The sequence below is a fragment of the Conexibacter sp. CPCC 206217 genome (assembly GCF_030646165.1).
GTDB lineage: Bacteria > Actinomycetota > Thermoleophilia > Solirubrobacterales > Solirubrobacteraceae > Conexibacter.
The window spans coordinates 367,081-394,070 of sequence record NZ_JAUTDO010000004.1; the positions used below are offsets into that span (position 1 = coordinate 367,081).

The window sequence follows — 26,990 nt, forward strand, 5'->3', positions numbered from 1 at the left end:
CGTCATCCGCCCAGCGAAGTGAGAGAACTCCCCGGTGCCCGAGCGCGTCGTCCGTCTCGCCGGCGAAGTCAGCGGACTCGCCGGCTCAAAGCTGCGTGAGATCGAGCGTGTCGCCGACACGACGAAGATCCTCGCCCTGAATGCCCTCGTGCAGGCCGCGCAGGCCGGCGACCACGGCCGCGGGTTCGCCGTCGTCGCGGAGGAGGTCGGCCGCGTCGCGACGAGCGTGCGCGCCCTCTCCGCCGACCTGACCGAGCAGCTGGAGCCGCGCATCGGCGAGCTGAACGCGCTCGGCCGCGACCTCGTCGCGCAGGTGCGCGGGCAGCGGCTCGCCGACCTCGCCCGCAACGCCGTCGAGCTGATCGACCGCAACCTCTACGAGCGCAGCTGCGACGTGCGCTGGTGGGCGACCGACTCGGCCGTCGTCGATGCTTGCGACGCCCCGCACGAGCCGGCGCGGACGCGTCACGCGAGCGCGCGGCTGGCGACGATCCTCGCCAGCTACACCGTCTACCTCGACCTCTGGATCGCCGACCGCGACGGGCGCGTGATCGCGCACGGGCGGCCCGACCGCTACGCCGGCGTGCTCGGCAGCAGCGTCGCCGACAGCAGCTGGTTCGCCGCAGCGCTCGCGACAAGCGACGGCGGCGCCTACGCCGTCGACGACATCGCGCGCAACCCGCTGCTGGGCGACGCCCCGGTCGCCACCTACGCGACCGCCGTCCGTACGGGCGGCGCGCACGACGGCGCGCCGATCGGCGCGCTGGGCGTGTTCTTCGACTGGGGCAGCCAGTCGCAGGCGATCGTCGAAGGCCTGCGACTCGCCGACGAGGAGCGCGACCGCACGCGCGCGCTGCTGCTCGACGCGGACGGGCGCGTGATCGCCGCCTCCGATCGCACCGGGCTGCTGAGCGAGCGGATCGAATTGCGCACCGAGGGCCGTGAGAGCGGCTTCTACAGCGCCGGCGACGACGTCGTCGGCTTCGCGCGCACGCCGGGCTACGAGACCTACGAGGGCCTCGGCTGGTACGGCGCGCTCGTGCGGCGCGGCTGAGCGCGAGGCAAGGCAGCCGCGGCGGGGCGCGGGCGGGCGATGGGCGGGCGGGCGCCGAGCCGCCGCCTACCGCGGCGCGACCGGCTCGTCCGCGAGCGGCGCGTCGAGGCCGACCTCGCCGCCGACGATGAACTGCTCGGGGTAGCCGTACATGCCGTGCTCGACGATGTCGAGCCCCTCCTCCTCTTCCGCCTCCGTCACGCGCAGCCCGAAGACGGCCTTGATCGCGGCGAAGGTGACGTAGGAGATCGAGAAGACGAGCGTGAAAGCGACGACCACGCCGAGCGCCTGCACCCCCAGCTGCTCGAACGAGCCGTTGTAGATCAGCCCCGCCTGGCCCGGCGCGCCGGGCGCGTCGGCGAGCCGCGGGGCGGCGAAGATGCCGCACGAGAGCGTGCCCCAGATGCCCGCGACGCCGTGCGCAGACAGCGCGCCGACCGGGTCGTCGAGCACGCGGTCGATCGCCAGCACGGAGATCACGACGATCACGCCCGCGATCAGGCCGATCAGCGGGGCCGCCCACAGCTCGACGAAGCCGCACGGCGCGGTGATCGCGACGAGTGCGCCGATCGCGCCGTTGCCAAGCATCCCGACGTCGAGCCGGCGCGTCAGCAGCGTCACCGTGATCGCCGCGCCGACGACGCCGGCGGCGGCGGCGATGTTGGTCGCGAGCGCGATCTCGGCGAAGCGTGCGCCCTCGGTGCTCAGCGTCGAGCCGGCGTTGAAGCCGAACCAGCCGAGCCACAGGATCAGCACGCCGATGCCGAACATCGGCATCGAGTGGCCGGGGATCGCGCGCGGTCTGCCGTCCGGGCCGTACTTGCCGCGCCGCGGGCCCAGCAGCAGCAGCGCCGCGAGGCCGCCCGTCGCACCGGTCAGGTGCACGACGGTCGAGCCGGCGAAGTCCTGCATGCCCGATCCGATCTGCCCGAGCAGGCCGCCGCCGAAGATCCAGTGCGCGACGAGCGGGTAGATCACGGCGGCGAAGACGACCGCGTAGATCGGATAGGCGATGAAGCGGATCCGTTCCAGCGTCGTGCCCCAGACGATCGCGAGCGAGACCGCGCAGAAGACCATCTGGAACAGCACGTAGCCGGTGTCGGCCGGCGTCACCGGGCCGGCTATCGGGCTGCCGGACGAGAGCGTCTGGCCGACGTGCAGAAAGAAGCCCGAGTCGCCGAGGAGCAGCCCGCCGCCGCCGAACGCGAGCGCGAAGCCGCATGCCCACCAGGCGAGCGAGGCGATCGAGAAGTTCAGCAGCACCTTCGCGACGACCGCACCGACGTTCTTGCCGCGCGAGAAGCCGATCTCGACGCACGCGAAGCCGGCCTGCATGAACATCACGAGCACCGCCGCGACGACGATCCAGAGCGCGTCGAGGTCGATCGTGACGCTGCCGAGCGAGCGGGTCGCGAAGGTCAGCGGCGGCGTCATCATGCGGTCACGCGCGCGGGCGAGCGGTCGAGCTGCTCGGCCGGGACCGGGCGGCCCAGCAGGAAGCCCTGCGCGAGCGGCGCGCCGTGCCGGCGCAATAGCGCGAGCTGCTCGGGGTGCTCGACCCCTTCGACGACGGTCGTCATTCCGAGCGCGGCGCCGAGTTCCAGGACGGCCGCGACGATCGCGGTCGAGCCCGGATCCTCGGGCACGCGTCTGAGGAAGGAGCGGTCGACCTTCAGCACCTGCACCGGCAGGTCGCGCAGACGTGCGAGCGAGGAGTGGCCGCTGCCGAAGTCGTCGATCGCGATCGCCAGGCCGGCCGCGTGCAGCTCGTCCAGCAGCGAGCTGTCGCGCCGCTCGTCGCTCATCACCGCGCTCTCGGTCAGCTCGGCGCAGAACTGGCCGGCCGGCAGCTCGTAGCGCGCGATCGCCTGCGCGATCGAGGCGACGAGGTCGGGCTGGCGCAGCTGACGCGGCGAGAGGTTGAAGCAGAGGCGCGGGCGAAAGCCCTCCTTCGCCCAGCGCGCCGCCTGCTTGCAGAGCGCCTCGACGACCCACGTGCCGATCCCCTCGATCAGCCCGGTCTCCTCGGCGACGGGGATGAAGCCGGCCGGCGGCACGAGCCCGTGCTCGGGATCCTCCCACCGTACGAGCGCCTCGACGGCGACCAGCTGGCCGTCCTCGACGCGGTAGATCGGCTGGAAGTGCAGGCGCAGCTCGTCGCTCTCGATCGCGCGCCGCAGGCGGCTGGTGAGCGACAGCCGGTCGCGCGCCTCGCTCGCCCCGCGCTCGTAGAAGGCGACCGTGCCGCCGCCCGCGCGCTTGGCCTGGTGCATCGCCATGTCGGCGTGCTTGAAGAGCGACTCGGCGTTGTTGGCATGACCGGGGAACAGCGCGATCCCGATCGCGGCGCCGATGTGGAACTCGGCGCCCGCGACGGCGAACGGCTGCTCCAGCGCCTCCATGATGCGGTCGCCGGCGAGCTGCGCGACGACCTGCGCGTCCTCCGCGCCGCAGTCCAGCAGCAGCATGAACTCGTCGCCGCCCTGGCGCGCGATCACGTCGCCGGCGCGCGTCAGCTCGGCGACGCGCTGCGCCGTCTCGCGCAGGACGGCGTCGCCGGCGCCATGGCCGAGCGAGTCGTTGACGAGCTTGAAGTTGTCCAGCCCGACCTGCACGAGCGCGACGGCGCCGCCGGTGCGGCGGGCGCGCGCGAGGTCGCGCTGCAACTGCTCCTCCAGCAGCGCGCGGTTGGGCAGGCCGGTGAGGCGGTCGTGGTGCGCGAGGTAGGCGACCTGGGCCTCCGCGCGGCGGCGCTCGGTCACGTCCTCGCCGGAGCTGAGCACCGACGTGACCGTGCCTCTGGCGTCGCGCACGAGCGCGTTGCGCCAGGCGATCTTGCGCTCCTCGCCGCCCTTCGTCAGCAGGAACGTCTCGGCCCGCTCGGGCGGCGGCTCCTCACCGGCCAGCAGTTGCTGGAAGGCCGCGCGCGCCTCCGGACGGTCGCCGGGCGGGATCACGGTCTCGTGCCAGTCGCGCCCCACCAGCTCGTGCTCGGAGTAGCCGAGCAGCTCGCAGCCCTGGCGGTTGACGAGCTCGACGCAGCCGGCCGCGTCGAGCACGACGACGAGCGTCGAGGCGACCTCGAGATAGCGCTGCGCGCGATCGCGCTCCTCGCGCAGGCGCTGCGCGCCTTCGACCGAGCCGGTGACGTCGGCGACGGTCGCGACGACGCCGCGTCTGTTGGTGCCGTGCGCACCGCCGATCGGACGCGCGAGGATCGTGATCCAGCGCTCGCTGCCGTTTGGCATCGCGCGTCGCAGCGTGGCCCTGACGGGGGCGCCCTGGCGCAGTGCGCGCTGCGCCGGGTTGTCCTGCGCGGAGAGCGACTTGCCGCTGTCGTAGCGCAGCGTGTCGCGCGCGAACAGCAGGTCGCGCGCGTCGGCGGCGGCGATCTCGTCGGCGCTGACGCCGAGGATCCGCAGCGCGCTGACGTTCCAGCTGACGGGGCGCAGGCGCGGGTCGAGCACGATCACGCCCTCCTCCAGGCCCTCGACGACCGCGCGGCTGAGCCGCTCGGCCGCGCGCAGCGCCTGACGGGCGCGCTGCTGCGGGGCGGCGTCGACGACGAGGCCGCGGCTCACCAACGGTCCGCTCCGCTTGCCGTTGCGGATGCGTTCGCCGAAGGGTGCGCTGAAGCTCGGACGAGAGCTCACATCACGGTACCTCGACAGAAATCCCAGTCACTTGAGGGACGGGCAGCGGCTCGCACGCGGCCCAGCGGCCCTGCAGCCGACAGAACGCCTGCGTGCCATGGGAATGGACACCGATGTTTCCGCTATGACCGTCGCGCGAGAGAGTCGCGCCGATCGCGGGTAGCCGGCCGCGAGGCCCACCCAAACTTCAGAGGGAGGAACCATGAGCCCGAGCCTCAGGGGGAGGCGGCTCGCCGCTGCCTGCACCGGCGTCGTGGCACTCGCCGGCGCGTGCGCGCCGAGCGCCGTGGCGCAGGATCGCCAGCGTCCCGGCCCGCCGTCCGCGCCGCTGCAGTGGAGCGCGTGCGGCGACGACGACGTCGCCCAGTGCACGACCGCGCCGGTCCCGAAGGACTGGTCCAATCCGCGCCGCGGCACGATCAGCCTCGCCGTCGCGAGAATCCCCGCGAGAGATCCGAGCAGACGGATCGGCTCCCTGTTCGTGAACTTCGGCGGACCGGGCGGCGACGCCGCGGCGACCGTCGAGGCGATCGGCGCCGACCTCTTCGCCGGCGTCAACGACCGCTTCGACATCGTCGGGATGGATCCGCGCGGCGTCGGCGAGAGCAGCCCGTCGATCGACTGCAGATCCAACCAGGAGACCGAGGGCGTCTACGCGCAGCCGTTCGAGACGCCGGACACGCTCGACATCCGCGCGATGGTCCAGCGCGACACGTCCTACATCCGCAGATGCCTGACGCTCAACCGCGAGATCCTGCCGTACGTCTCGACCGCGAACGTCGCGCGCGACGTCGACTACCTGCGCGGCGCCGTCGGCGACAGAAGACTGACCTACCTCGGCTTCTCCTACGGCACCTTCCTCGGCGCCACCTACCAGAGCATGTTCCCCAGCCACGTGCGCGCGATCGTGCTCGACGGCGCGCTCGATCCCGACCAGTACGTCAACGACCCGCTGTCGAGCCTCGACGAGCAGACCGCCGGCTTCGAGCGCGCGATCGGCCGCTTCCTGCAGGCCTGCGCCGCGAGACAGGACGCCTGCCTGAACTTCGGCGGCGAGGATCCGTGGTCCGCGCTCGACGAGCTGATCGAGAGAGCGGCCGCGAGCCCGATCCCGGCGTCCAACGGCGACCCGGTCGACGGCGAGGACGTCGACGCCGCGGTGACGCAGGCGGTCTACTCCAAGAGCCTCTGGCCGGACCTCGCCTACGCCCTCGCGAGAGCTGAGCAGGACAACGACGGCACGGTCCTGCGCGCGCTCGACGACATCTTCTACGGGAAGCTCGACGACGGCACGTACGATCCGCTGACCGATCGCTACTTCACGATCAGCGCGCTGGAGCAGCGCTACCCGTCGAATGTCTCGACGTTCGTGCGCGAGGGCCAGCGCTCCTTCAACGACTACGACCACGCGTTCTGGAACCACGGCTACAGCGAGCTGGCGTGGGGCCTGTACCCGGTCAAGCCCAACAGCGCCTTCTACGGCCCGTTCCGCAACCCGTCCAACGACCCGACGACGCTCGTCGTCGGCACGACGTATGACCCAGCGACGCCGTACAAGGAGGCGAAGCGGCTCGTCAGAGAGCTCGGCAACGCGCGCCTGCTGACGATGCGCGGCGACGGCCACACCGCCTACGGCGGCAACTCCGCCTGCATCGACACGGCCGTCGACGCCTACCTGGAGGACCTGACGCTGCCGGCCGAGGGGACCGTCTGCAGACAGGAGGTCCCGTTCGAGCAGCCGCCGCCCGAGCCGGCCCCGACCCCGGCCCCGCCGCAGGACGGGCAGACGGTCGCGCCGCAGTCGCTCGCCCAGCGCAGCGGCCTGGCCGCGCGCCTGCAGCGGATCGAGCGGCTCGCGCCGCACGTGAAGCCGCTCGTGCAGCCGTAGCGGCCCAGCTCCCACCCCAGCCTGTCCGCCGCGGTCGTCTGGCCGCGGCGGACGGGGGTGGCGCGGGATCCCCCGCGGTTGGGATGCCGCGTCGCCTCACACGCTGTTTCGGTGCGCCGGTGCGCCGGCGCGCCGGGTCAGCCGTCGGCGGCGATGCGCGGCAGCTCGATCGCCGACGGGTGGGCGGCGTCGTGCAGCACCTCGTGCTCGACGGTCACCAGCCGTGTCGCCGTCTGCGGCGGCTCGCCGGTGCCGGCGTTGCGCGCGTAGCGCGGATGCGCGCCACCGGCGACCAGCACGCGAATCCGGTGGCCCGCGCCGAAACGGTGCGCCGTCGGCCACAGCTCGAACGTGACGCGGCGGGTGCCGTCCGGCGCGATCGACGGCGCGGCGTCGGTCAGCCGGATCAGGCTGTCACAGACGTTCAGCGAGCGGCCGTCCGGATGCACGTCGCAGATCCGCACGAAGACGTCGGCGAACGCGCTCGACGTGCGCACGTAGACGTCCGCCTGCACCGGACCGATCGCCTCGACGTCGTGCGCAAGCGGCGCGCCGGTGAACGTCAGCACGTCGTCGCGCGCTTCCAGCGGACGGTTGTCGAGCACCGGCTCGCGTGCGAGCAGCACCGGGCCGCCGAGTGAGGGAGTCGGATGGTTCGGGTCGTAGGTGAAGCGGGAGCGCTCGGACTCGCCCTCCTGCGCCTCCTCGCTCAACCCCCCACCCGCGCGCAGGTGCAGGCGCCACGGCTGCACCTCCGGCGGCGGCCAGTCCGGCAGCGTGCGCCAGGGGTCCTCGCCGTTCTCGCGCGCGATCCCACCGACCCAGATCCGCACAGGCGCCTCGTCGAGCAGGCGCCGGTCGCCGAGCAGGTGCGCGCGCAGCCAGGCGATCCCCTCCCTCAGGCTGCGCGCCAGCAGCGGCGTCGAGGTGTGCGCCCACGGGCCGACGACGAGCTGCGTCGTGCGGCCGGCTCTGCGCAGCGCGACGTAGTCCTCCAGCAGCCACGGCAGGAAGATGTCCTGCCAGCCGCCGATCAGCTGCACCGGCGCGGTCACGCCGGCGACGTCGGCGGAGAAGTCGCGCACCGCCCAGTAGGGATCGTCGGGCGCGGCAACGTCGAACCACTCGCGGAAGAACGGCACCGGCTCGCCCGCGACGAGCGCGTCGAGCTCGTTCAGCGGCAGCGCGTCGAACGCTCTCGGCAGCTTGCGGCGCATGCCGAAGATCAGCCGCAACGGCGCCAGCCGCCGCTCCTGCGCGGCGATGATCAGCGTCCACGAGAGCGCGGTGTCGAGCGACAGCGAGCCGCCGCCGTAGGCCTGCCCGTGGAACTGCGACGCGGTGATCGACGGCGCGAGCGCGCCGATCGACCCCTCGGAGGCGTTCGCGACCGCCCACTGCGTCAGCCCCATGTAGCTGCTGCCGATCATCCCGATCGGCCCGTCGCACCACGGCTGCTCTCTCAACCACCGCAGCGTCGCCAGGCCGTCGGCGCGCTCGTCGAACGGGCGCAGCACGCCGCCGGAGCCGAACGTCCCGCGGACGCTCTGGACGACGACCTGGAATCCGCGCTCGGCCAGCAGGCGGCCGTAGACGAAGCCGAAAAAGCCGTGGCGGCCGTAGGGCGTGCGCACCAGCACCGTCGGCGGTGGGGGCGAACCATCGCCCTTCTCGGCCTCCGCGCGCGCGACGTAACGATCGGCCAGCAGCACGACGCCGTCGTCCATCGTCGCGGGCAGGTCGCGCTGCAGCAGCACGTCGTGCGTCTGCGCGCGCGGCAGACGCAGCGAGCGTCCCGCGATCTCGCTGAGCAGCGTCAACGTCGGCCATCCGTGGAGCGCATCCCACTCGACCGTAGCGCGTCGGGCGGCGCGCGCGGACGCCCGCGCCCCGTGGCGCCGCCCGTGCGTCTATGCTCGCGCCCGCATGCCGCCCAGCGGGGGTGGCGGGGATCGGAGGAGTGGAGATGTCGTCGAGAGCGCAGGAGCCGGAGCGACGGCTCTCGTATCAGGCGCACGTCTGGCTGACCGCGGCCGTCGCCGCGATGGGTGGCATCCTGTTCGGTTACGACACCGGCATGATCTCCGGCGCTCAGCTGTACATCGAGCGCGAGTTCAACCTCTCCTCGGGCGAGATCGGCGTCGTCGTCTCCGCGGTCACCGCAGGCGCACTCGTCGGCGCACTGTTCTCCAGTTGGCTGACGGCGAGAATGTCGCGCCGCGGGATCGTCAAGCTCGCGGCCGTCGTCTTCATCATCGGCGCCGTGCTCGCCGCGGCCGCACCGACGACGTTCGTGCTGATCGTCGCGCGCTTCATCATCGGCCTCGCGGTCGGCTTCGCCTCGACGGTCGTGCCGCTCTACATCTCCGAGGTCGTACCGGCCGCAAGACGCGGCTCGATGGTCGCGCTGTTCCAGCTCGCGATCACGGCGGGCATCCTGCTCGCGTACATCGTCAACGCGGCGACCGCGGAGGAGTGGCGGATCGTCTTCGCGCTCGCCGCGGTGCCCGCGACGCTGCTGTTCATCGGCATGCTGCTGCTGCCGAACTCGCCCCGCTGGCTGGTCGCCAGAGACGACGTCGAGGGGGCGCGCAGAGTGCTGCACGAGCTGCGCGACCCGGACGCGCCGGAGACGGAGGAGGAGCTGCAGGAGATCGTCGCCGCGGTCGAGGAGGACCGCGCGCGACCGAAGGAGTCGCTCACCGCCGCGCTCACGAGCCCACTCGCGCGCACGATCCTCACCGTCGGGATCGGGCTCGGGATCTTCCAGCAGATCACCGGCATCAACACGATCATCTACTACGCGCCGACGATCCTGAAGGAGGCCGCCTTCGGCGATTCCGCCTCGACGCTGACGACCGCCGGCATCGGCACGCTCAACTTCGTCGCGACGGTCCTCGCGCTGCTGTTCGTCGACCGCATCGGCCGCCGCAAGATCCTGCTCGGCGGCATGTTCGGCATGGTGCTGACGATGGCCGGCGTCGCCGTCGCGTTCGCCGTCGACGACTTCAGCGGCATCTGGAGATGGGTGACGGTCTTCTGCCTGTTCGGCTTCATCGCCTGCTTCGCCGTCAGCTGGGGCTGGGGCTTCTGGGTGATGGCGTCGGAGATCTACCCGCTCTTCATCCGCGGCCAGGCGATCTCGATCGGCAACTCCGTCCAGTGGGGAGCGAACTTCGCGATCTCCCTCCTCTTCCCGATCCTGCTGACCGCCTGGGGCGGCGCTCCCGTCTTCGGCATGCTCGCCGGCTTCGGCGTGCTCGCGCTGTGGTTCACCTGGAAGCTCGTCCCCGAGACACGCGGCAAGACGCTCGAGGAGATCGAGGACGAATGGCGCCGCCGCGCCGGCGTCGACGAAGGACGCCCGCCGACGCCGGCCGCGGCGGTCGGCTGAAGGACAAGACACACGCTGTAGACCTGCGCCATCGCATCGACCAAGATCGGTGCATGGCACAGGTGATGATCGACCTCCCCGACGATCTGGTCGGAAGAATCGACGCGTACGCGCGTCAGATGAGAACCACGCGCAGCGACTTCGTGCGCGACCTCGCGAAGCGCGAGTTGCGGTATGCGTCCGAGGCCCGGCGCGAGCGGATTCGCGAGCTGCTCGACAGACCGTCGCGGGGCTACGGTGGTCGCGCGACGGAGTACATCCGTGAGATGCGGGACGCGCGATGAGCGTCCTGCTGCTGGACTCAGGCGTCTGGCTGGCCGCGTGCGACCCGGACGACCGCTACCACCGCGCCGCCGCCGAGATCGTCGCGCTCGGCGAGGATGAGCCCGAACTGGCGGCGCTCGATCTGACCTTGTTCGAGGTCGGCAATGTCGCGATCCGCCGTTGGAGATCGGTGTCTCGCGCGCGGGAGGTCACTCAGCTGGTCGAGATCGCCGCAGCCGGCAATCTCGAACGGGTCGACGGCGAGACGGTCTGCGCGACGATCGCGGACGCGGACACGCACGGGCTCAGCTCGTACGACGCCGCCTACGTGACCGTCGCACGCCGCCGCGGCTGGATGCTCGTCAGCTGCGACCACCGCGACCTCGTCCGGCCAGGCCTCGCAGTTACGCCCACCGACGTGGTGAAGCGCGACGCCGTGCTCGGCTGAGCGACAGCGGCGCGCAGGACGGTCAGACCGCGCTCGGCGTCGGCGCCCCTGCCGCACGCCGACGCCGGTGCGGCTATCTGCCGTCGTCCTCGCCGTCGTCGCTGCCGCCGATGTCGTCCTTCGCCTTGCGCAGCCAGTCGGCGAGCTGCTGGCCGCCCTGGCCGATCGTCTCGCCGGCGTCGCGGAACGCTTCCTTGAAGCGGTCGCTGTAGAAGGAGACGGCGTCGCCGGTCTCGGCTCTGACGCTGATCGGGTCGTCGCGTCTGACGTAGTCGCCGCCGACGATGCGGTCGAAGTCGCCCTCGCGGACCCACAGCATCAGCTCGCGCGTGCGGCGGACCGGCAGCGGGTGGGTGACGCCGAGGTCGAGCATCAGGCGAGTCAGGCGCTCCAGGCCGCCGCCCTTCTCGGCGTACTCCATCGACTGCGCCATGAACGCGTCGAGGTCGAGCTGGTCGGTCATCGCGCCGGCGCTGATCGACATCAGCGTGCGGCAGACGGCGAGCGGGTCGCGCGTGACGAGCGCGGACGCGCGGTCGCAGCTCAGCTCGGTCGCGCGGTACCACTCCATCAGCGCGGTGCGGACCGGGATCAGCGGCAGCGCGATCTTCGCCGTCGCCGTCAGCCGCAGCAGGATCAGCAGCGCGGTCCGGTACAGCTGATGGTCGGAGAGGATGTGCGCCGCCTCGTGCGCGAAGACGGCGCGCCGCTGCGGCGCGTCGAGCAGCTGCAGCAGCTCCGAGTTGACGAGGACGATCGGCTCCTTGGCGCCGATCGCGAAGGCGTTCGCGATCGGGTTCTGCGTCACGTACAGCGACGGCACGTCGGCCATGTCGAGCGTCGAGTAGGCGAACTGATGGTCGCGCCAGACCTCCTGCAGCTGGGCCTCCCCCAACCGCACCGAGGCGCCGAGCGACGCCTGCCGCAGCGCCCGCTCGTAGCCGAGCTGGATCAGCGTGCGCACGACCTTGTCGAGGTAGGGGATCGACGCGAGCGCGGCGGTGGCGGCGCGATCGGCCGGGTGCTGCCACGCGCGCGGCGAGATGTCCTTCAGCTGGTAGCCCTTGACGGGTGCGTCAGACGAGGTCATCCATCGAGCATACGGGGTCGCGTGAGCTGGCTTGCAACCTTTGCTCCCGACCGCTTCCCCCGTTCGGCGGAGACGGCCGGGAGCCGGCGGCCGAAGCGCGGAGCTAGGCGCCGATCGACGGGTGGGGCGGATCCTGCGGGGTCGGGAAGATGCCGTCGATCAGCTCGATCCGGTAGCCGTCGGGGTCGGCGACGAAGCAGATCCGGCCGACCTCCTCACGGCCGCCGGGAGCGTACGGCGGCGTCTCCGGCTGGATCCCAGCGGCGGCGAGCTGCTCCAGCAGGCCGTCGAGGTTCTCCACGGTCAGCGCGAGGTGGTTGTAGCCGTCGCCGAGGTCGTACGGCTCGGTGCGGCCGACGTTGACGGTCAGCTCGAGCGTGTCGCCGCCGCCGGGCAACCCGAGGTAGACGTTGTAGGCCGACTCGAAGTTGAGCCGGCCGCGCAGCTCGAAGCCGAGCAGCTCGTAGAAGCGCAGCGACGCATCGATGTCGCGCGCACGGACGCAGGTGTGGACGAAAGCGGTGGGCATGCATCGCACGCTATCGCGTGCCGCCGCAGCCGTCCGCAACGTTCCAACGATGTGAGGAGAGCACGATCGTGTGCATGATTGGCGGATGCCGCCGCCATCGGACTGGGTCTTCGCCTACGGCTCGCTCGCGGCCGAGCCGGTCCGCGGGGCGTATCCGGCGGTGCTGGCCGGGCATCGGCGACGCTGGGGGGTCGCGATGGACAACCGGTGCGACCTGCCCGGCTACAAGTGGTACCGGGCGCGTGCGAGCGGTGAGCGGCCCGACGTGTACGTCGCATTCCTCGACCTCGTCGCGGACGCGGACGGCGTCGGCGAGGCTGCGGTCAACGGGCTCTGCCTGCCGGTCGACGCGACGGCGCTCGCGCTGCTCGACGCACGCGAGCGCAACTACGAGCGGATCGACGTCAGCGCGCTGGTCACGCCAGAAGCAACGTGGAAGCGTGCGCGCGTGTGGGCGTACGCCGGCAGATCAGACGCGCGCGAGCGGCTTGCGCGCGGTGTGCGGGAGGGCAGGGCCGTCGTCAGCCAGGAGTACGTCGACGACGTCGAGCACGGCTTCCGCCGCCTCGGCGGCGACCAGCTCGCGCGCTACCGCGCCACCACCGATCCGCTGCCGCCCGGATGCGAGCGGCTGTCGCTGGAGCGGATCGACCTGCGGTGAAGGGCGTGGCTATCTGAGCCGGCCCAGCTCGATCGCCGCCAACGCGATCGAGGCGATCGTCTCGCCGTCGACGATCTCACCGGAGCGGATCCGTTGCAGGACCTCGGGGAAGGGGACTCTGAGCACTTCGGTGATCCCCTCGTGGTCGCGGTCCTCGCCGTCGTCGACGACCGCCAGGCCCGTTGCGAGGAAGACGACCTCGGGCGCGTCGGCGACCCCGTTGAGCGCGTTCATCGCGCCGAGCGGCGTCCACTCGGCGGCGACGAGGCCGGTCTCCTCGCGCAGTTCGCGCTTGGCCGCGACGAGCGGATCCTCGCCGTCGGTCGCGCCGGCCGGCACCTCCAGCGAGCGGCGGCCGATCGTGTAGCGCTCCATCGCGACGAGCACGACCTCGTCCTGCGGCGTCAGCGCGACGACGAAGACGGCCGGGTTCTGCAGCTCGATCACGCCGTAGATCCCGCGCGAGCCGTCGGGCTTGACGACCTGGTCCTCGCGCACGCGGATCCATCTGTTCTCGTACACGTCACGGGTGTCGAGCGTCTGCCAGCTCATCGCTCGACACCCTAGAGCAGTCGCCCGCGCGCTCCGGCGGGCGGCGCCGCACCGCGCGCCGCCCGCCGCGCCCGGCCGCACGCCGGCTACGCGAACGCGAACGACTCCCTGCGTCGCTCGATCGCCCCTGCGAGCGCATGCAGCGTCCGCCCCGCCGCGACCGCGTGGCCGCGTCGGTTGAGGTGCAGCATGTCGGCGCTGTAGATCGAGCGGTCGCCGCAGCGCGGGTCGGTCGCGCAGTCGACGACGAGCGCGTCATGACGGCGCGCGACGGCGAACGTGACGAGCGCGAGCGTCGCCATCCGGTCGCGCAGCCGCGACCCCCACGGCTCCGGCAGCTCGACCGCCTGGCCGATGTCGAACAGCGTGTAGAGGAAGACGTCGGCGCCGGCCGCGCGCAGCGGCGCGACGAGCGCGTCGAGGTCGCCTTCGAGCACGTCGGGATCGAACGGATCGGTCATCGTGTCGTTGCCGCCCGCGCAGACGGCCGCGAGATCCGGCGCGAATGCGAGCGCCTGCTGCAGCTGCTGCTCGCGCACCTCGCGCGCGAGCAGCCCGCGGCGGCCGAGGTTCAGGTACGCCAGCTCGGGCCGGTGGCTGCGCAGCCCGCGCACGACGCGGTCGGACCACGACAGGTCCATGTAGCCGTCGACGCGGTCGCCGATGCCTTCGGCGATGCTGTCGCCGATCACCGCGAAGCGCTTCCACGGCATCCCGCGCAGCAGCACGTGCTCCGCGTGCGCGCCGAGCGCGTCGGGGTCGGCCAGCTCGTTGCGATACGGCTCGGCGCTCATGCCGTCACCGCCGCTCTCGTCGTGGTGATCGCGGTCGTGGTCGGCGCAACGGGGGCGCCGTCGCCGACCGTCGCGGGCGCGGGCACGGCAATCGACCGGGCGGCGTCGCCGATGACCGCACCGCTGCCGACCAGGGCCGGCTCGCCCGCGATCGGACCGGCGCGCATCAGCCACAGCGCGCTGACCCCCGCCAGCAGCGCCGCGCTCGCGCAGATCGCGAAGACGGCGCGGTAGCCGCCGATGCCCGCCTCGTCGCCGGCGAGGATCGTCGCCAGCACCGCCACGCCGAGCGCGCCGCCGAACTGGCGCGCGGTCATCACGAGGCCGGTGCCGGAGGCGAACTGCGCCGGTGGCAGGGCCCGCGCGGCGGCAGCGGTGAGACCGACCGTTGCGGCGCCCATCCCGAGCCCGGTGAACAGCCCGAGCGGCAGCCAGAACGTCACGAACTGCGGCGTCTCGCCGATCCCGAGCACCATCCACAGCCCGCCGAGCGCGAAGATCAGCGCACCGATGGCGACGATCGGCGCCGGCCCGCGGCGCTCGATCGCGCGGCCGGCGACGACCGACCCGACCGCGGCGCTGAACGCGCCCGGTGTGACCGCGAGGCCCGCCTCGACGATCGAGTAGCCCCAGGCCGACGTCACGAACAGCACGCTCGCGAGCATCCATGCGAACAGCGCGACGCCGTAGAGCGCGGCGCCGACCGTCGCGGCCGCAAACGCGCGGTTGCGCAGCAGCGCGGTCTCGACCGCCGGCGCCGCGTGCGTGCGCGTGCGCAGCAGCGCGATCGCCAGCAGCGTCGCGCCAGCCGCGCCGCAGGCCACCGTCCGCGCGTCGATCCATCCCCACTGCCCCGTCTCGGTGACGGCGACGAGCACCAGCACCGCCCCCGCGGCCAGCAGCAGCGAGCCGAGCAGGTCGGGCAGCTGCCGGGCGCCGAGCTTCAGCGCCGGCAGCACGCGCCACGCGACCAGCAGGACCGCGATCCCGATCGGGACGTTGATGAGGAAGACGGCGCGCCAGCTGAAGGCGTCGATCAGGACACCGCCGAGCACGGGCCCGGTCGCGGCGGCGATCGACGTGGTCGCGCCCCACAGGCCGACGGCGGCGGCGCGCCGCTCGGGTCTGGAGACGGCCAGCACGATCCCGAGCGCCGCCGGGATCATGAATGCGGCGCTGGCGCCCTGCAGCGCCCGCACGCCGATCAGCACGGGCACGCTCGGCGCGAGCGCGCAGAGCGCCGAGGCGAGCGTGAAGCCGGCGAAGCCGCCGAGGAAGACGGCCTTGCGGCCGACGACGTCGGCGAGCCGGCCGGCCGGCGTCAGCAGCGCGGCGAACAGGACGCCGTAGATCGCGACGACCCAGGACAGCGCGACGAGCGAGTCGCCGGGGAAGTCGCGCTGCAGGTCCGGGAGCGCGACGTTGACGACGGTCACGTCGAGGAACGCGACGAAGGTCGCCGCCGACGCGATCGCGATCGCGGGGCCCGGCCGCGGAGTCGGTCCAGACATTTCGAGATGCCTCCTGTGCGTGGAGCGGTACGCGAAGTGGTCGCGAACCCTAGCGCACTTAGAGACCGATCGGTCGGACCCTATTCTTCTTGGCGCATCAGACCGGCGCGGGCGCCCCGAGAATCCGCTCGACCGCCCGCTTCGCGCGTTCCGGCGCTGCCTGGTCGCGCAGCAGCTGCAGCTGCTGGTCGGCTGCCATCACGACCCCGCGCAGCTCGAAGACGACCTGCTCGGGATCGGTGCCGCGCGGCAGCTCGCCCGCCTCGACCGCTCGCCCGACCTCGCGCAGCATCGCCGACTCGAACTGGCCGAGCGCCTCCGCGAGCGCGTCGCGGACGGGACCGGGTCGGCCGTCGAACTCGGTCGCCGCCGCCGTCCAGAAACAGCCGTTGGGCCACCTCTGCCCGCTGATCAGGTCGATCCAGCGGTGCTCGATCTGCAGCAGCCGCTGCAGTCCCGGCGGCCGCTCGCGCGCGGGCGTCCAGACCTCGCGACGGAAGAACTCCGACGCCGACTCGATCACCGCGAGCTGCAGCAGTTCCTTCGTTCGGAAGTGGTTGAGCACGCCCGACTTGCTCATCTCCAGGCTCTCGGCCAGGCGCCCGATCGTGACGCCCTCGAGCCCGTCGGTCGATGCGATCCTCAGCGCGCGGTCGATGATGCGGGTGCGCGTGTCGCGCGCGTCAGCTGCCGATCTGCGTGCCATCCGCCTAGCTTAGCGACCGATCGGTCTGTCACTGCGCCGGGATCTCCGCGCCCGCGCGCATCTGCGACAGTGAGCGCATGGCGCTGCCGAACACGTTCAGCGGGTCGGGGCTGGACCGCGCGGGGGCGCGGCGCAGAGATGCCGCGTGGGTGCAGGAGCGGCTGCATCACCGCTCCAGCCGGACGCTCGCGGTCACGCGCGACGGGATCCTCGTCACCGGCCGTGCCGACGCGCCCGAGCTGGTGCGGCTGCCGCTGGAGCTGGTGCCGGGCGGCGCGGGCACGACGGTGCTGCTCGGCGTCGAGCAGGACGGCGGCGCGCTGTTCGCCGTCGACGTCGATCACATCCACGCTCACCGGCCGCTGACGCCGGGCGCCCGCGCGCTGGGGCTGCGCGAGGCCGGCGGGCTGCTGTCGCAGGAGCTGGGCGGGCTCGCCGCGTACGCCTCGGCGCTGCTGGGCTGGCATCGCAGCCACCCGCACTGCGCCCGCTGCGGCGCCGTCACCGACGTCGCCGAAGGCGGCCATCTGCGCCGCTGTCCGGTCTGCCACGCCGAGCATCACCCGCGCACCGACCCGGTCGTGATCATGCTCGTGCTGGACGGCGACCGCGTGCTGCTGGGCCGTCAGCGGTCGTGGCCGCAGGGGCGCTACTCGGCGCTGGCGGGCTTCGTCGAGACGGCCGAGTCGCTCGAGGAGGCGGTCGCGCGCGAGGTACTGGAGGAGGCGGGCGTCGCGGTGCGCGACGCGCGCTACGTCAGCAGCCAGCCGTGGCCCTTCCCCAGCTCGCTGATGCTCGGCTTCACCGCCGAGTACGCCGGCGGCGAGCCGGTCGCGCGCGACGGCGAACTGGAGGACGTGCGCTGGTTCACGCGCGACGAGGTCACCGCGGCCGCCGCGCTGGGCGCATCCAGCTCATGGGACGCCACGCCCGACAGCACCGGCCTGCTGCTGCCGCCCCCGCTCGCGATCGCGCGCCGGCTGGTCGACGGCTGGCTGGCGGGCTAGGCGCAAGCGCGCCCGCGGCGGCGACCGCCGCCACGACGGCGCACGACGCTGCGGCACCGGCCGCAGCGCGGGATGCCGCTACGGCAGATCCGCGACGACGTCCGCGAGCGGCTTCTTGATGCCGGTGAAGAACGGCAGCTCCTCACGCGTGTGCCGGCGTGCCTCGGCACCGCGCAGGTGACGCATCAGGTCGACGATCCGCGTGAGGTCGTCGGCCTCGAACGCCAACAGCCATTCGTAGTCGCCGAGCGCGAACGCGCTGACCGTGTTCGCGCGCACGTCGGGGTATTCGCGGCCCATCATGCCGTGGTCGCGCAGCATGCTCGAGCGCTCGTCGGGCTCGAGCAGGTACCACTCCAGCGAGCGCACGAACGGGTACACGCAAACGTACTTGCGCGGCTCCTCCCCGGCGAGGTACGCGGGGATGTGGGACTTCGCGAACTCGGCCTCGCGGTGGACGCCGATGTTCGTCCAGTGCGCGTCGAGCGAGCGGCCCAGCTCGGTGTGGCGAAACGCGACGACCGCGTCCTGCAGCGCGTCGGCGGTCGGCGCGACCAGCCACAGCAGCAGGTCCGCCTCGGCGCGGAAGCCCTGCAGCGAGTAGCTGCCGCGGACGGTCGCGTCGCCGGTGGCGAGCGCCGCCTCGGCCTCCGCTGCCGCGTCCGCGCGCCGCTCCTGCGGCAACCGCCGCGCGGCCGGCGCGCTGAAGGCGGCGTAGAGCGTGTAGAGGTTCGGTTCGGTCGTCACGGAGTCGTCTCCAGAGGTCGCTGCGGCGGTTGGGCCATCGTAGGCGACCTGCTGGAGAACGGCCGCCGCGAGCGCGCTCCCGCACGCGCTTTGCGGCCGTCTCCCCCGGACGTTCGTGCTGACGCCGACGTCGCACCGCGCGCGAGCCTCCTGCTCACGCCGTGCGCTGGTCGGTCGTCCGCGGGCGGCTGCACGATGCGCTGCCGCAGGCCACGCGGCCTGCGGCAGCCATCGCTCCCGCCGCCCCGGCTTGTCACGTCAAGGTCTCGTCATCCCGTCCCATTCGACGCTCTGGAAGGTCGCTGGCAGGTGTGCCGCGAAGACGTTGCCGCGCACTGGCAGCTCGACCTCTCTGCCGTCGACCATGTGCACCCGCACGCGTGTGACGCCGTTCGGTGCAACGCCCACGAGCTCGTCCGTCACCGCTGAGACCACCTGGCCGCGCGTGATGGCGGTGAGGTCGCCCAGCATGATCTGAGGTCCGAGGTCTCGGGTTTGCGTCACGAGCGCGAGGCGGCCTGTCCCGGCGGGCACCAACCAAGCCTTCGTCGTGCTCGGGGTCGCGGCCGAGCCAGCGTTCGGCGCGGCCGGATCGATCAGCAGCGACGCATCTGGGAGAAGACCGGCCGGAAGCTGTCTGATGACGCCCGGGTCGATCGCGTCCACATCGGTTCGAACACGCGACAGCGTCGAGATGCGACGGACCAGCTCGTTGTTGAAGCCACTCGCGCCCTGCGGCCGAGGCCCTGTCGTGACGGGCGCCACCTCGTCACGCAGCGAGATGCCCTCCAACACGACGAACGCCCCGCCGCCGAGCGCGGCGACGGCAGCCAGCACGGGCAACGCCGTCCGCAGCCCCATCGGACGGAGGCGGGGCATCCGCAGACGCCCTCGCCGGCTCGCGGCGCCCTTCGCAGCGGAAGCTTGCGCGTCCGCCTCGGCGACGCGGGCGAACTCCTGCCGCAGCTCTGCCAGGAACGGAGGCTCGACGGCGCTCATGTCAGCCTCTCCTTCAAGTTCGGGATCGCATCGACGGCGTTGACCAGCTGGCGCAGTCCGCGCGAGACACGGGCACGCGCCGTCTGCTCGCTGATCGCGAGCCGCTGCGCGACCTCGGGATACGGCAGCTCCTCGACGACGCGCAGGTGGATCGCCGTCTGCTGATCCGGTCGCAGGCGGCTGAACTCCTCCGCGATGATCGAGCGCAGCTCCGACAGGCCCGCCAGCTGGACGATCCGCTCGTAGTCGGCCTCGACCAGCTGCGGCACGCGGATACCGAGGCGCTCGATCGCCTTGCGCTCGACGATGCCGGTGCGGACGTAGTGACTCAGCAGGTTGCGGGCGATCCCGTAGATCCACGCCGCCGCCTCCTCGTCGGTCGAGCCGCGAAAGCGCTTGCGGCTGCTGTAGGCCTGCGCGAACGTCTCGGCCGTCAGGTCGCGGGCGGCCTCGACGTCGAAGGTGCGGCGCGCGAGGAATGCCAGCAAGCGGGTCGCATGCGCGTCGTAGACGCGCTCGAACGCCCGCGGATCCGCGATCGATCGTGCGAGGTCGCAGCGCTCGCTGCTGGCCGGCCGGGAACTCATCGCTCTCTCAGTGCCACGAGCCCCAGATCTTGTGACCAAACGGCCGGCGGCGCGCCGGTAGCCGTCGCGCAAACCTCATCATCACTTGTGAAAGTCACCGTTACCTACTTGACCTTCACCGTTACACCAGCCTAGGCTGCCGAGCCGCACCGGGCGCATTTCACTCTCATCAAACATCCGGTGCCGGAACGATCCCACCAGGGGGGTTCAATGCCATACAGCACCTGCAACCGGCGCAGACGGTGGCGCAACCGTCTGGCGCTCATCGCCGCCTGCGCGGCCTTCCCGCTGCTGGCGGCCGCCGCGCCGTCCAGTGCGACCGTCGAGCTGTTCTGTCCCGCCGGTGGCGGGACGATCGGGCTCGGCGCCGCCGGGAGAGCCAGCGACGGCTGCACCAACTCGGTCGTCAACTATCTGCTGGAGATCATCTACTACAACGCCGGCGGCGTGAGCCACTGCGCGGTCGGCAAGGCGAGCCCCGACCCAGAGGGCAGAAGCAGCAACGTCACGGCGGCGGTCTGCGGCTACGGCCTGGCTGGCAGCGGCGACGTCCACAGCCTCTCATCGGGCGTGTGGGGCTACGCGCGCGGCACCAACTCGGAGCCGTTCTCCGTGAGCGGCTACTGGGGACAGAAGCGATACTGATGCTGCCGTCATCAGATCGCCCCCACCTCACGACCGCGAGCCGTCTGCTCGCGCTCGCCGCGCTGATCGCCGTGATCGCGGCCGCGATCGCGCTGACCAGCGGTGACACCGCGCAGTCGGCGACCGAGCCGGTCGCGGCGGCTGCCGCCGCAGTCCCTGCCGCCGAGGCGCAGCCGTCCGCGGCTGTCGTCGCAGAACGGCGCCAGGTCTTCGCGCAGAACTTCGCGCTGTTGCGGACGCGCGCGAGCGGGGACATCCCCGCGACGGCCGGGCTCGATGACGCGCGCATCGACCTCGGCGCGGCCCGACGGATCGAGCCGGCCGCGGCGACGCGGCGCGCCAGCGGCGACGACGAGCCCGAAGCGCCCGACGCGACCGTCTGGGTCGTGCCGCGCTCGGACGGTGCGCAGTGCCTGTTGGCGCAGATGACCGAAGCGGGCCAGGGCTATCTCTGCTCCGCACCCGCCGAGGCGGTGCACGGTTACTTCCTCATGACGATGAGCCCGGACGACGGCCACGCCGAGATCTACGGCCTGATGCCCGACGGCGTCGACAGCGTCGACGTCGACCTCGCGGACGGCACGACCGTGACGTTGCCCGTGGTCGACAACGCGTACATGGCGAAGTTCGACCAGATGACCACGTCGATCACCTGGGAGGACGCTGACGGCAGCGAGCATTCGCTGGCCGCACCCGCCGGCGACTGACAGACACGCATGGTGTGGGCGGCCGCGGCCGCCCACACCGGCGCGTTCACCAGAAGTTCATCGCTCTCGCAGCGATCTTCGCTTTCCTTGAGGTTCTCTTGAGGAAGCCGCGCTGAGGTGACTGAATGACCACCACGCCGACGGAACACACCACCGCGTTCGAGCCCACGGTGGCGCTCGACGCGTTGCAGGGACCGGCGGACGCGGACCGCGTCGCGGGTGTTGGACGCCCAGCGCCGGGCCGCTACTTCGCGATCGACGACGGCGGCAGCGAACGGCTGCTCCCGCTGGAACGCGCGATCACGCACATCGGCCGCGGCTTCACCGCCGACATGCAACTCGAAGACGTGAGCGTCTCACGGCGCCACGCGATCGTCACGCAGCGCCGCGGCGCCGTCAGGATCCTCGACGACCGCAGCTCCAACGGCACGTTCGTCAACGGCCGCCGCGTTCAAGAGGCGGAACTGCGCGGCGGGGACGTCGTCGTGATCGGCCGCGTCGTGCTGCAGTACGTCGACGTCCCCGGCTGAACCGCGCCGGGCGCTATCTGCGCACCACCACGCTGCCCGTCATGCCAGGGTGCAGCGTGCAGCGGTAGGCGAACGTGCCGGTCTTGCCGAACGTCACCGAGTAGGTGCCGCTGCTGCGCGTGCTCGAACTCTTGAACTTGCTGCTGGTGACGTTGTGGCGGACGTCGGCGTCACGCCACACCCAGGTGACGCGGTCGCCCTTCTTGATCGTCACGCGAGCGGGGTTGAAGGCGATGTTCTTCAGCGTGACGGTCTTCGTCGCCGCGTTCGCGGCGACCGGCGTCAACAGCAGCGCGCTCGCGAGCGCACCCGTCAGCAGGGCCAGGCGCCGGCGGCGCGCGGATCGATGCACGGTGGTCATTGGTTCTCCTGGTCGGCGGTCGCTTCTCGACTGCTGAGACTCCGTTCGCGCCGGATCCTTCCCGCGTGGTACGCCCGCCTCTCAGCGACGATTCGAGATCCGGCGAAGGGGTAGGACCCGCGTCGTGTCGCAAGAGCCCCGCATCACCCGCCGTGGCCTGCTGAGCACCGGCGCCGGCCTGGCGCTCGGCGCGCTCGCGGCCGAACCCGCGATCGCAGCCGCAGCAGCGCGGCATCGCCGCGCACACGGACAGGGACACGGCGGTGGCCACGCCCATCGCGGCGCCTGGCCGCTGCCCGCGCACGACCTGGCGGCGACTCGCGCCGGCGACCGGCTGAAGGGCGCGGCGGTGCGATGGCGCGCCTCCTTCCCGGGCGGTGTGCCCGCTTCGGCCGCGATCGACGGCGGTGTCGTCTTCGCCGCCTCAGCGGCCGGAGCCGTCGCGGCGCTGAACCTCTCCGACGGGCACGAGCGCTGGCGGCGCGAGCTCGGCACCGCCGAGTACGGCAGCGGCGCCGACAGACGCGCGCTGGGCTTCTTCGCCGGCGTCGCGCTCGACGGGCGGCGGGTGCTCGTCGCCTCAGACCGCGCCTACGCCCTCGACGCCCGCAGCGGGCGCACGCTGTGGCAGTCGGTCCCGCTGCGCACACCGACCAGCGACGACTACCACTGGGGGCTGCCCGCGGTCGCCGGCGGACTCGTGCTGATCGGGTCCGGATCGGGCGCGGAGCTGCCGACGGCGCGCGGTCGCCTCAGCACCTATCGCCTGCGCGACGGCAGGCTGCTGTGGAGCACCGCGACCGTGCCCGAGGGCGCCAACGGCGGCGGCATCATCGGTCCCCCCAGCGTCGACGAGCGCCTCGGCCTCGTCTACGTCGCGACCGGCTCGCCGTACGGCGCCGTGCCGGGCATCAACCCCGGCACCTGCTCGTTGATCGCGTTGCGGCTGCGCGACGGCGGCGTCGTCTGGGAAGACCAGGTGCACGCGGCCGACAGACGCGGCTTCGACTTCAACAGCGCCCCCGTGATCGCCGGACGGCTGCTGATCGCGACCGCGAAGGACGGGATCTACGCGTGGGATCGGCTGGCGCGCCGCCGGCTGTGGCACGTGCAGCTGACCGACCCGGTGCCCGGCGGCGCACCGACCGCCGGCCCGACGACCGGGCCCGAGGGCGGGCCGATCGCCGTCGACCTCACGCGCGAGACCGCGTACGTGCTCTCCAACGACGGCGCCAGCGGCGGCTGCGTCGCAGCGGCGCTGCGGCTGCGCGACGGGCGCGTGCGCTGGCGCAGCGAGCTGCCGGGGCCGACCTTCGCCGCGCCCGCGTTGGCCGGCGGGCGCACGCTCTGCGTCGCGGGCGCCGACGGCACGCTGCGGCTGCTCGACGCTCGCAACGGCGCGCTGGCCGGACAGGCGGACCTCGGCGAGCCGAGCGCGGCCGCCCCGGTGCTGGGCGACGGCCGGCTCGTCGTCGGGACGGGCGCGCAGCCGTTCGTGCCAGGCGCCTCGCTCGTCTGCGTCGGCTGAGCGGCGCGTCGCCGCGCCGCTGGTCTCCACCGCCCGATCCGCGCTGCGCACGCCGGTCGACGGACGCGCTCGGGCAACTCGACTTGCGGTCGGATTCCCGACCATGGCAGTATGTATTAGGTCACCCTAAAACGACCGTGACCCTCATGCTCCCATTCGCGCTCCAAGCCGTCTCCGAATGTCCCGCCCATGCCGACCTCGCACTTGCGCTGGGGGCGGAGTTCGAGCCCGTGCTCGTCGATGACGCGCACGCCGAGTTGGACGCGCTCGCCGGTGAGCTGCTGGCGCTGCGCCACGCCGATCCGCGTGCCCAGCTGCTCGGCTGCGCCGCCGCCGTCGCGCAGCGCTTCGACGCCGCGGCGGAACCGAAGAGAATCAGCGACCGCTGCGTGCTCGACGACCTGCTGCTGCACCGCGTCCTGGAGCGCAACAGCGGCAACGTGCTGCCGCTGACGATCGCCGCGGTCGAGGCCGGCCGCCGCGCCGGGATCCCGCTCGGGATCGTCGGTCGCGGGCGTGAGCAGTACCTCGCGCACGCCGCGCTCGCCGACCCGCACGTCGCCGACCTCGCCTGCCCGGGCGAGCTCGTCGACCTCGACGGCCGCGAACAGGAGGTCGGCTGGCAGTGCGCCCATCAGCTCGCCGCGCTGCTGCTCAACCGGATCGCCGAGCGGACCGAGCGGATCGGGCATCTGACATGGGCGGTGCAGGCCGCGGAGCTGCGCTTGGCGCTGCCTGTCGGCCCGCAGACGCGGGAGCGCATGGAGCGCGACCTGCAGCGCGTTCGGGCACGCCTCAACTAGCGCCCCGCGGAGCCCCTATGATCGCTCCGTGGGCAACGTCCGCGGACACACGGCCGACGACTACCTCGAGGTCATCTACACGCTCGTCTTCCCGGTCGGGGAATACCGCCCGGCCGATGCCGCGACGCCGATCGCGGCACGCGTCGCCGACCGCCTCGGGGTCTCCCGCGCGGCCGTCGGCGAGACGCTCAGACGGCTGGAGGACGAGGGCCTCGTCGAGCGCATGCCGAACCGCTGGATCTCGCTGACGCCGGAAGGCGTCGAGCGCGCCGAGCAGGTCGTGCGGCGCCGGCGGATCGTCGAGCGGTTCCTGACCGACTTCCTCGACTACGAGCCCGCGGACGTGCACGCCGCCGCCGAGACCGTCGGCGACACCTTCACCGACGAGATGGTCGAGCGGCTGCATGAACGGCTCGGCTACCCCGAGCGCTGCCCGCACGGCTGGCCCGTCGCACCGGCGGTCGAGCAGGCGGAGAACGAGCAACTGCTGACGCTGGCCGAACTGGCCGCCGGCGAGGCGTGCGAGATCGTGCGCGTCGCGAAGGAGGATCGCGAGCTGATCGGCTGGCTGTACGAGGAGGGCTTCCGTCCCGGCGCGCACGTGCACGTCGAGGACGTCCAGGCCGCCGCCGGCCATCTGCGCGTGCGAATGGACGACGCCGACGACGGCGCGAACGCCGAGCGCGTGATCGCCGAGAAGGCGGCGCGCAGCCTCTTCGTGCGCCGCGCCGGCGACTGAATCCGACCCGCGGTGGAGCCGATGCGCGGGCGCCGACCGGCTTGTGCCGCTCGACAGCTTCTACGCGCCTGACCCCCCGGACCGGGGGCTCGCCCCGCCCGTGTGCCGCAAAATGCGCGGAAGCGATCATGGGAAGCGCTCCCCGCATGGGGTAGACACCACGAGTCGCACGCTGTTCGACTTCACGCAAAAGGAGCTCCATGGCCCTCGCATCCGCCGCACCCGCACTTCCGCGCCGCGGTCTCGTCCTCGCCGACGCGATCCCCGGTGCTCGCGTCCGCGACGCCGTGCTCGTGCTCGGCGGTGCCGGATTCACCGCGCTGATGGCGCAGATCGCGATCAACGTGCCGCCGTCGCCGGTGCCCGTCACCGGGCAGACGCTGGCCGTCGGCCTCGTCGGCGCGACGCTCGGTGCTCGCCGCGGCACGGCCGCGATGCTGCTGTACGCGCTGCTCGGCCTGATGCTGCCGATCTACGCCGACGGCGAGTCGGGCTGGCACATCATCACGGGCGCCAGCGGCGGCTACATCATCGGCTTCATCGTCGCGACCGCCGTCGTCGGCTACCTCGCCGAGCGCGGCGCCGACCGCAAGGCGCTGACCGCGTTCGTCTCGTTCGTGCTGGCGCAGCTGATCGTCTTTGCATTCGGCCTCGCGGGGCTGAAGATGGCCGTCGGGGAGTCGTGGAGCTGGACCATCCACAACGGCTTCTCGATCTTCATCGTCGGCGGTCTGATCAAGGCAGCCATCGGCGCGATCGTGCTGCCGTCCGCCTGGCAGCTCGTCAGACGCTTCGACCGCGGTTGATGCGGATGGCCGGGTCGGCGATGATGCCGACCCATGGCTTCCCCCTCGCAGGACCCTGACGCAACCGGATCGGCGCGCTCGAACAGAGACAGAGCGCGCCTGATCGCGATCGCGATCCTCGGCATCGCCGCCGCGATCTTCGCGCTGGCCAACCTCAAGCAGGTCAAGGTCAACTTCATCATCGGCACGGCGAAGCTGCCGCTGATCGTCGTGATCGTGCTCTGCCTCCTGATCGGCGTCGCGATCGGCGCGTTGCTCTCGCGCCGCGGTGCCAAGGGCGGCCGCAAGGACTGAGCGCGGCGCCCGGGTTCGAGCGACGCGGGCAGTCAGCCGGCGACGCCGGGCGAGGCGCTCGCATCGGCGAGCGCCCGCGCGATCCCCGGAGCCGCGGCGAGAATCTCCCCGTCGGCGGTGATCAGCTCGGCCCCGGACGCTTCGGCGACGACGACGTACGAGACGTCGTAGGCCGTCAGTCCCGTGGCCGTCCAGCGCGCGACGTCCGGCATGTGGCAAAGGTGCAGCGGCCGATTCGCGCGGACCGCTGCGGGCGGCATACTGAGGGCGTGGACGATCCGATGCGGATCACGCGCGATGTCGCGCTGCCGCTGTCCGAGGTGACGGTGCGCGCGAGCCGTTCGTCGGGCCCTGGCGGCCAACATGCGAACGTGACCGCCTCACGGATCGAGGCGGTCTTCGTCGTGGCCGACTCGGCGACGCTGCAGCCGTGGCAGAAGGAGCGGATCACCGCGCGCCTCGGGCCGCGCGTCACGGCGGTCGCGCAGGATGCCCGCAGCCAGGCGCAGAACCGCGAGCTGGCGCTGGGACGACTGCGCGAGCGGCTCGCGGCCGCGCTCGCCGTACCGCGCCACCGCACGCCGACGAGACCGCCGCGCGCGTCGAGAAGGCGCGTCGCGCAGACGAAGCAGCGCCACTCCGCGCGCAAGCGCGACCGCAGACCGCCGCGACATGACGACTGAGCGACGAAGC

At 72.4% G+C, this 26,990-nt stretch carries 30 protein-coding genes; 16 read left to right on the forward strand and 14 right to left on the reverse strand.

Annotated elements, in window-relative coordinates; translation table 11 throughout:
* The first annotated feature begins 34 nt into the window (after positions 1–34).
* On the forward strand, positions 35–1,054 hold the full coding sequence (locus Q7L65_RS12880; protein WP_304721714.1) for a methyl-accepting chemotaxis protein: 1,020 nt from the start codon (positions 35–37) through the stop codon (positions 1,052–1,054).
* A 66-nt stretch (positions 1,055–1,120) separates the two neighbouring features.
* On the opposite strand, the gene Q7L65_RS12885 is transcribed toward Q7L65_RS12880, so the two are convergent.
* Positions 1,121–2,491: an ammonium transporter gene (locus Q7L65_RS12885; protein WP_304721717.1), complete on the reverse strand. Its 1,371-nt coding sequence runs from the start codon at positions 2,489–2,491 to the stop codon at positions 1,121–1,123.
* Positions 2,488–4,635 (reverse strand): bifunctional diguanylate cyclase/phosphodiesterase, encoded by a 2,148-nt coding sequence (locus Q7L65_RS12890; RefSeq protein ID WP_304721719.1) that lies wholly within the window; start codon positions 4,633–4,635, stop codon positions 2,488–2,490. The genes Q7L65_RS12885 and Q7L65_RS12890 overlap by 4 nt, the downstream gene beginning before the upstream one ends.
* A 274-nt stretch (positions 4,636–4,909) precedes the next feature.
* Here Q7L65_RS12890 and Q7L65_RS12895 point away from each other — a divergent pair, with 274 nt between their 5' ends.
* A complete protein-coding gene (locus Q7L65_RS12895; protein ID WP_304721720.1) occupies positions 4,910–6,595 on the forward strand; it encodes an alpha/beta hydrolase in 1,686 nt (561 codons plus the stop codon).
* Between the two features lie 137 nt (positions 6,596–6,732).
* Here the strand turns inward: Q7L65_RS12895 and Q7L65_RS12900 are convergent, their stop codons facing one another.
* Positions 6,733–8,415: a CocE/NonD family hydrolase gene (locus Q7L65_RS12900; RefSeq protein WP_304721722.1), complete on the reverse strand. Its 1,683-nt coding sequence runs from the start codon at positions 8,413–8,415 to the stop codon at positions 6,733–6,735.
* Positions 8,416–8,561: 146 nt separating this feature from the next.
* Here Q7L65_RS12900 and Q7L65_RS12905 point away from each other — a divergent pair, with 146 nt between their 5' ends.
* The 3 genes from Q7L65_RS12905 to Q7L65_RS12915 are packed head-to-tail and all read left to right on the forward strand — an operon-like array spanning position 8,562 to position 10,701.
* Positions 8,562–9,989 carry a sugar porter family MFS transporter gene (locus tag Q7L65_RS12905; RefSeq protein WP_304721723.1) on the forward strand — a complete coding sequence of 476 codons (1,428 nt, stop codon included), beginning with the start codon at positions 8,562–8,564 and terminating at the stop codon, positions 9,987–9,989.
* A gap of 53 nt (positions 9,990–10,042) precedes the next feature.
* A complete protein-coding gene (locus Q7L65_RS12910; RefSeq protein WP_304721724.1) occupies positions 10,043–10,273 on the forward strand; it encodes a ribbon-helix-helix protein, CopG family in 231 nt (76 codons plus the stop codon).
* Positions 10,270–10,701 carry a type II toxin-antitoxin system VapC family toxin gene (locus Q7L65_RS12915; protein WP_304721726.1) on the forward strand — a complete coding sequence of 144 codons (432 nt, stop codon included), beginning with the start codon at positions 10,270–10,272 and terminating at the stop codon, positions 10,699–10,701. The genes Q7L65_RS12910 and Q7L65_RS12915 overlap by 4 nt, the downstream gene beginning before the upstream one ends.
* A 73-nt stretch (positions 10,702–10,774) precedes the next feature.
* Here Q7L65_RS12915 and Q7L65_RS12920 read toward each other — a convergent pair whose 3' ends face one another.
* Both Q7L65_RS12920 and Q7L65_RS12925 read right to left on the reverse strand, forming a co-directional pair.
* The gene (locus Q7L65_RS12920) at positions 10,775–11,791 is read right to left on the reverse strand and encodes a M48 family metallopeptidase (RefSeq protein ID WP_304721727.1); all 1,017 of its coding nucleotides are present in this window, start codon (positions 11,789–11,791) and stop codon (positions 10,775–10,777) included.
* A gap of 103 nt (positions 11,792–11,894) precedes the next feature.
* Entirely contained in the window at positions 11,895–12,320 is a 426-nt protein-coding gene (locus tag Q7L65_RS12925) for a VOC family protein (RefSeq protein ID WP_304721728.1), read from the reverse strand.
* 85 nt (positions 12,321–12,405) lie between these two features.
* Between Q7L65_RS12925 and Q7L65_RS12930 the strand changes: the two genes are divergently transcribed.
* Entirely contained in the window at positions 12,406–12,981 is a 576-nt protein-coding gene (locus Q7L65_RS12930) for a gamma-glutamylcyclotransferase family protein (protein ID WP_304721729.1), read from the forward strand.
* 9 nt (positions 12,982–12,990) lie between these two features.
* Here the strand turns inward: Q7L65_RS12930 and Q7L65_RS12935 are convergent, their stop codons facing one another.
* The 4 genes from Q7L65_RS12935 to Q7L65_RS12950 form a co-directional block, all read right to left on the reverse strand.
* A complete protein-coding gene (locus Q7L65_RS12935) occupies positions 12,991–13,533 on the reverse strand; it encodes an NUDIX hydrolase (protein WP_304721730.1) in 543 nt (180 codons plus the stop codon).
* 86 nt (positions 13,534–13,619) lie between these two features.
* A complete protein-coding gene (locus tag Q7L65_RS12940) occupies positions 13,620–14,327 on the reverse strand; it encodes an SGNH/GDSL hydrolase family protein (RefSeq protein ID WP_304721732.1) in 708 nt (235 codons plus the stop codon).
* Positions 14,324–15,838 carry a DHA2 family efflux MFS transporter permease subunit gene (locus Q7L65_RS12945; RefSeq protein ID WP_304721733.1) on the reverse strand — a complete coding sequence of 505 codons (1,515 nt, stop codon included), beginning with the start codon at positions 15,836–15,838 and terminating at the stop codon, positions 14,324–14,326. Before Q7L65_RS12945 ends, Q7L65_RS12940 begins: the two co-directional genes overlap by 4 nt.
* A gap of 97 nt (positions 15,839–15,935) precedes the next feature.
* Positions 15,936–16,544, reverse strand: coding sequence for a TetR/AcrR family transcriptional regulator (locus Q7L65_RS12950; protein WP_304721735.1), 609 nt, complete (start codon positions 16,542–16,544; stop codon positions 15,936–15,938).
* Positions 16,545–16,621: 77 nt separating this feature from the next.
* On the opposite strand from Q7L65_RS12950, the gene nudC reads away from it, so the two are divergent.
* The gene (gene nudC, locus Q7L65_RS12955) at positions 16,622–17,551 is read left to right on the forward strand and encodes an NAD(+) diphosphatase (protein WP_304721737.1); all 930 of its coding nucleotides are present in this window, start codon (positions 16,622–16,624) and stop codon (positions 17,549–17,551) included.
* Between the two features lie 78 nt (positions 17,552–17,629).
* Here nudC and hemQ read toward each other — a convergent pair whose 3' ends face one another.
* The 3 genes from hemQ to Q7L65_RS12970 form a co-directional block, all read right to left on the reverse strand.
* On the reverse strand, positions 17,630–18,298 hold the full coding sequence (gene hemQ / locus Q7L65_RS12960; protein ID WP_304721738.1) for a hydrogen peroxide-dependent heme synthase: 669 nt from the start codon (positions 18,296–18,298) through the stop codon (positions 17,630–17,632).
* A 258-nt stretch (positions 18,299–18,556) separates the two neighbouring features.
* Positions 18,557–19,297 carry a hypothetical protein gene (locus Q7L65_RS12965; protein WP_304721740.1) on the reverse strand — a complete coding sequence of 247 codons (741 nt, stop codon included), beginning with the start codon at positions 19,295–19,297 and terminating at the stop codon, positions 18,557–18,559.
* Complete coding sequence (locus tag Q7L65_RS12970) at positions 19,294–19,884, reverse strand: RNA polymerase sigma factor (RefSeq protein ID WP_304721742.1); 591 nt, start codon at positions 19,882–19,884, stop codon at positions 19,294–19,296. Before Q7L65_RS12970 ends, Q7L65_RS12965 begins: the two co-directional genes overlap by 4 nt.
* 210 nt (positions 19,885–20,094) lie before the next feature.
* Here Q7L65_RS12970 and Q7L65_RS12975 point away from each other — a divergent pair, with 210 nt between their 5' ends.
* From Q7L65_RS12975 to Q7L65_RS12985, 3 genes are all read left to right on the forward strand, one after another.
* Positions 20,095–20,529 (forward strand): hypothetical protein, encoded by a 435-nt coding sequence (locus Q7L65_RS12975; RefSeq protein WP_304721744.1) that lies wholly within the window; start codon positions 20,095–20,097, stop codon positions 20,527–20,529.
* Positions 20,529–21,236, forward strand: coding sequence for a hypothetical protein (locus tag Q7L65_RS12980; protein ID WP_304721746.1), 708 nt, complete (start codon positions 20,529–20,531; stop codon positions 21,234–21,236). Before Q7L65_RS12975 ends, Q7L65_RS12980 begins: the two co-directional genes overlap by 1 nt.
* A 125-nt stretch (positions 21,237–21,361) precedes the next feature.
* Positions 21,362–21,766, forward strand: a complete 405-nt coding sequence (locus Q7L65_RS12985) for an FHA domain-containing protein (RefSeq protein WP_304721748.1) — start codon at positions 21,362–21,364, stop codon at positions 21,764–21,766.
* Between the two features lie 13 nt (positions 21,767–21,779).
* On the opposite strand, the gene Q7L65_RS12990 is transcribed toward Q7L65_RS12985, so the two are convergent.
* Complete coding sequence (locus tag Q7L65_RS12990) at positions 21,780–22,127, reverse strand: plastocyanin/azurin family copper-binding protein (protein ID WP_304721750.1); 348 nt, start codon at positions 22,125–22,127, stop codon at positions 21,780–21,782.
* Between the two features lie 124 nt (positions 22,128–22,251).
* On the opposite strand from Q7L65_RS12990, the gene Q7L65_RS12995 reads away from it, so the two are divergent.
* The 5 genes from Q7L65_RS12995 (at position 22,252) to Q7L65_RS13015 (ending at position 26,297) form a co-directional block, all read left to right on the forward strand.
* Positions 22,252–23,655, forward strand: a complete 1,404-nt coding sequence (locus Q7L65_RS12995; protein WP_304721752.1) for a PQQ-binding-like beta-propeller repeat protein — start codon at positions 22,252–22,254, stop codon at positions 23,653–23,655.
* 146 nt (positions 23,656–23,801) lie between these two features.
* Positions 23,802–24,458: a hypothetical protein gene (locus tag Q7L65_RS13000; RefSeq protein WP_304721754.1), complete on the forward strand. Its 657-nt coding sequence runs from the start codon at positions 23,802–23,804 to the stop codon at positions 24,456–24,458.
* Between the two features lie 28 nt (positions 24,459–24,486).
* Positions 24,487–25,197, forward strand: a complete 711-nt coding sequence (locus Q7L65_RS13005; protein WP_304721756.1) for a metal-dependent transcriptional regulator — start codon at positions 24,487–24,489, stop codon at positions 25,195–25,197.
* Between the two features lie 200 nt (positions 25,198–25,397).
* Positions 25,398–26,003: a biotin transporter BioY gene (locus Q7L65_RS13010; protein WP_304721759.1), complete on the forward strand. Its 606-nt coding sequence runs from the start codon at positions 25,398–25,400 to the stop codon at positions 26,001–26,003.
* A gap of 33 nt (positions 26,004–26,036) precedes the next feature.
* Positions 26,037–26,297 (forward strand): LapA family protein, encoded by a 261-nt coding sequence (locus tag Q7L65_RS13015; protein WP_304721761.1) that lies wholly within the window; start codon positions 26,037–26,039, stop codon positions 26,295–26,297.
* Between the two features lie 32 nt (positions 26,298–26,329).
* On the opposite strand, the gene Q7L65_RS13020 is transcribed toward Q7L65_RS13015, so the two are convergent.
* Positions 26,330–26,509, reverse strand: a complete 180-nt coding sequence (locus Q7L65_RS13020; RefSeq protein ID WP_304721763.1) for a hypothetical protein — start codon at positions 26,507–26,509, stop codon at positions 26,330–26,332.
* Between the two features lie 57 nt (positions 26,510–26,566).
* Between Q7L65_RS13020 and Q7L65_RS13025 the strand changes: the two genes are divergently transcribed.
* Positions 26,567–26,980 (forward strand): aminoacyl-tRNA hydrolase, encoded by a 414-nt coding sequence (locus tag Q7L65_RS13025; RefSeq protein WP_304721765.1) that lies wholly within the window; start codon positions 26,567–26,569, stop codon positions 26,978–26,980.
* Positions 26,981–26,990: the final 10 nt, after the last annotated feature.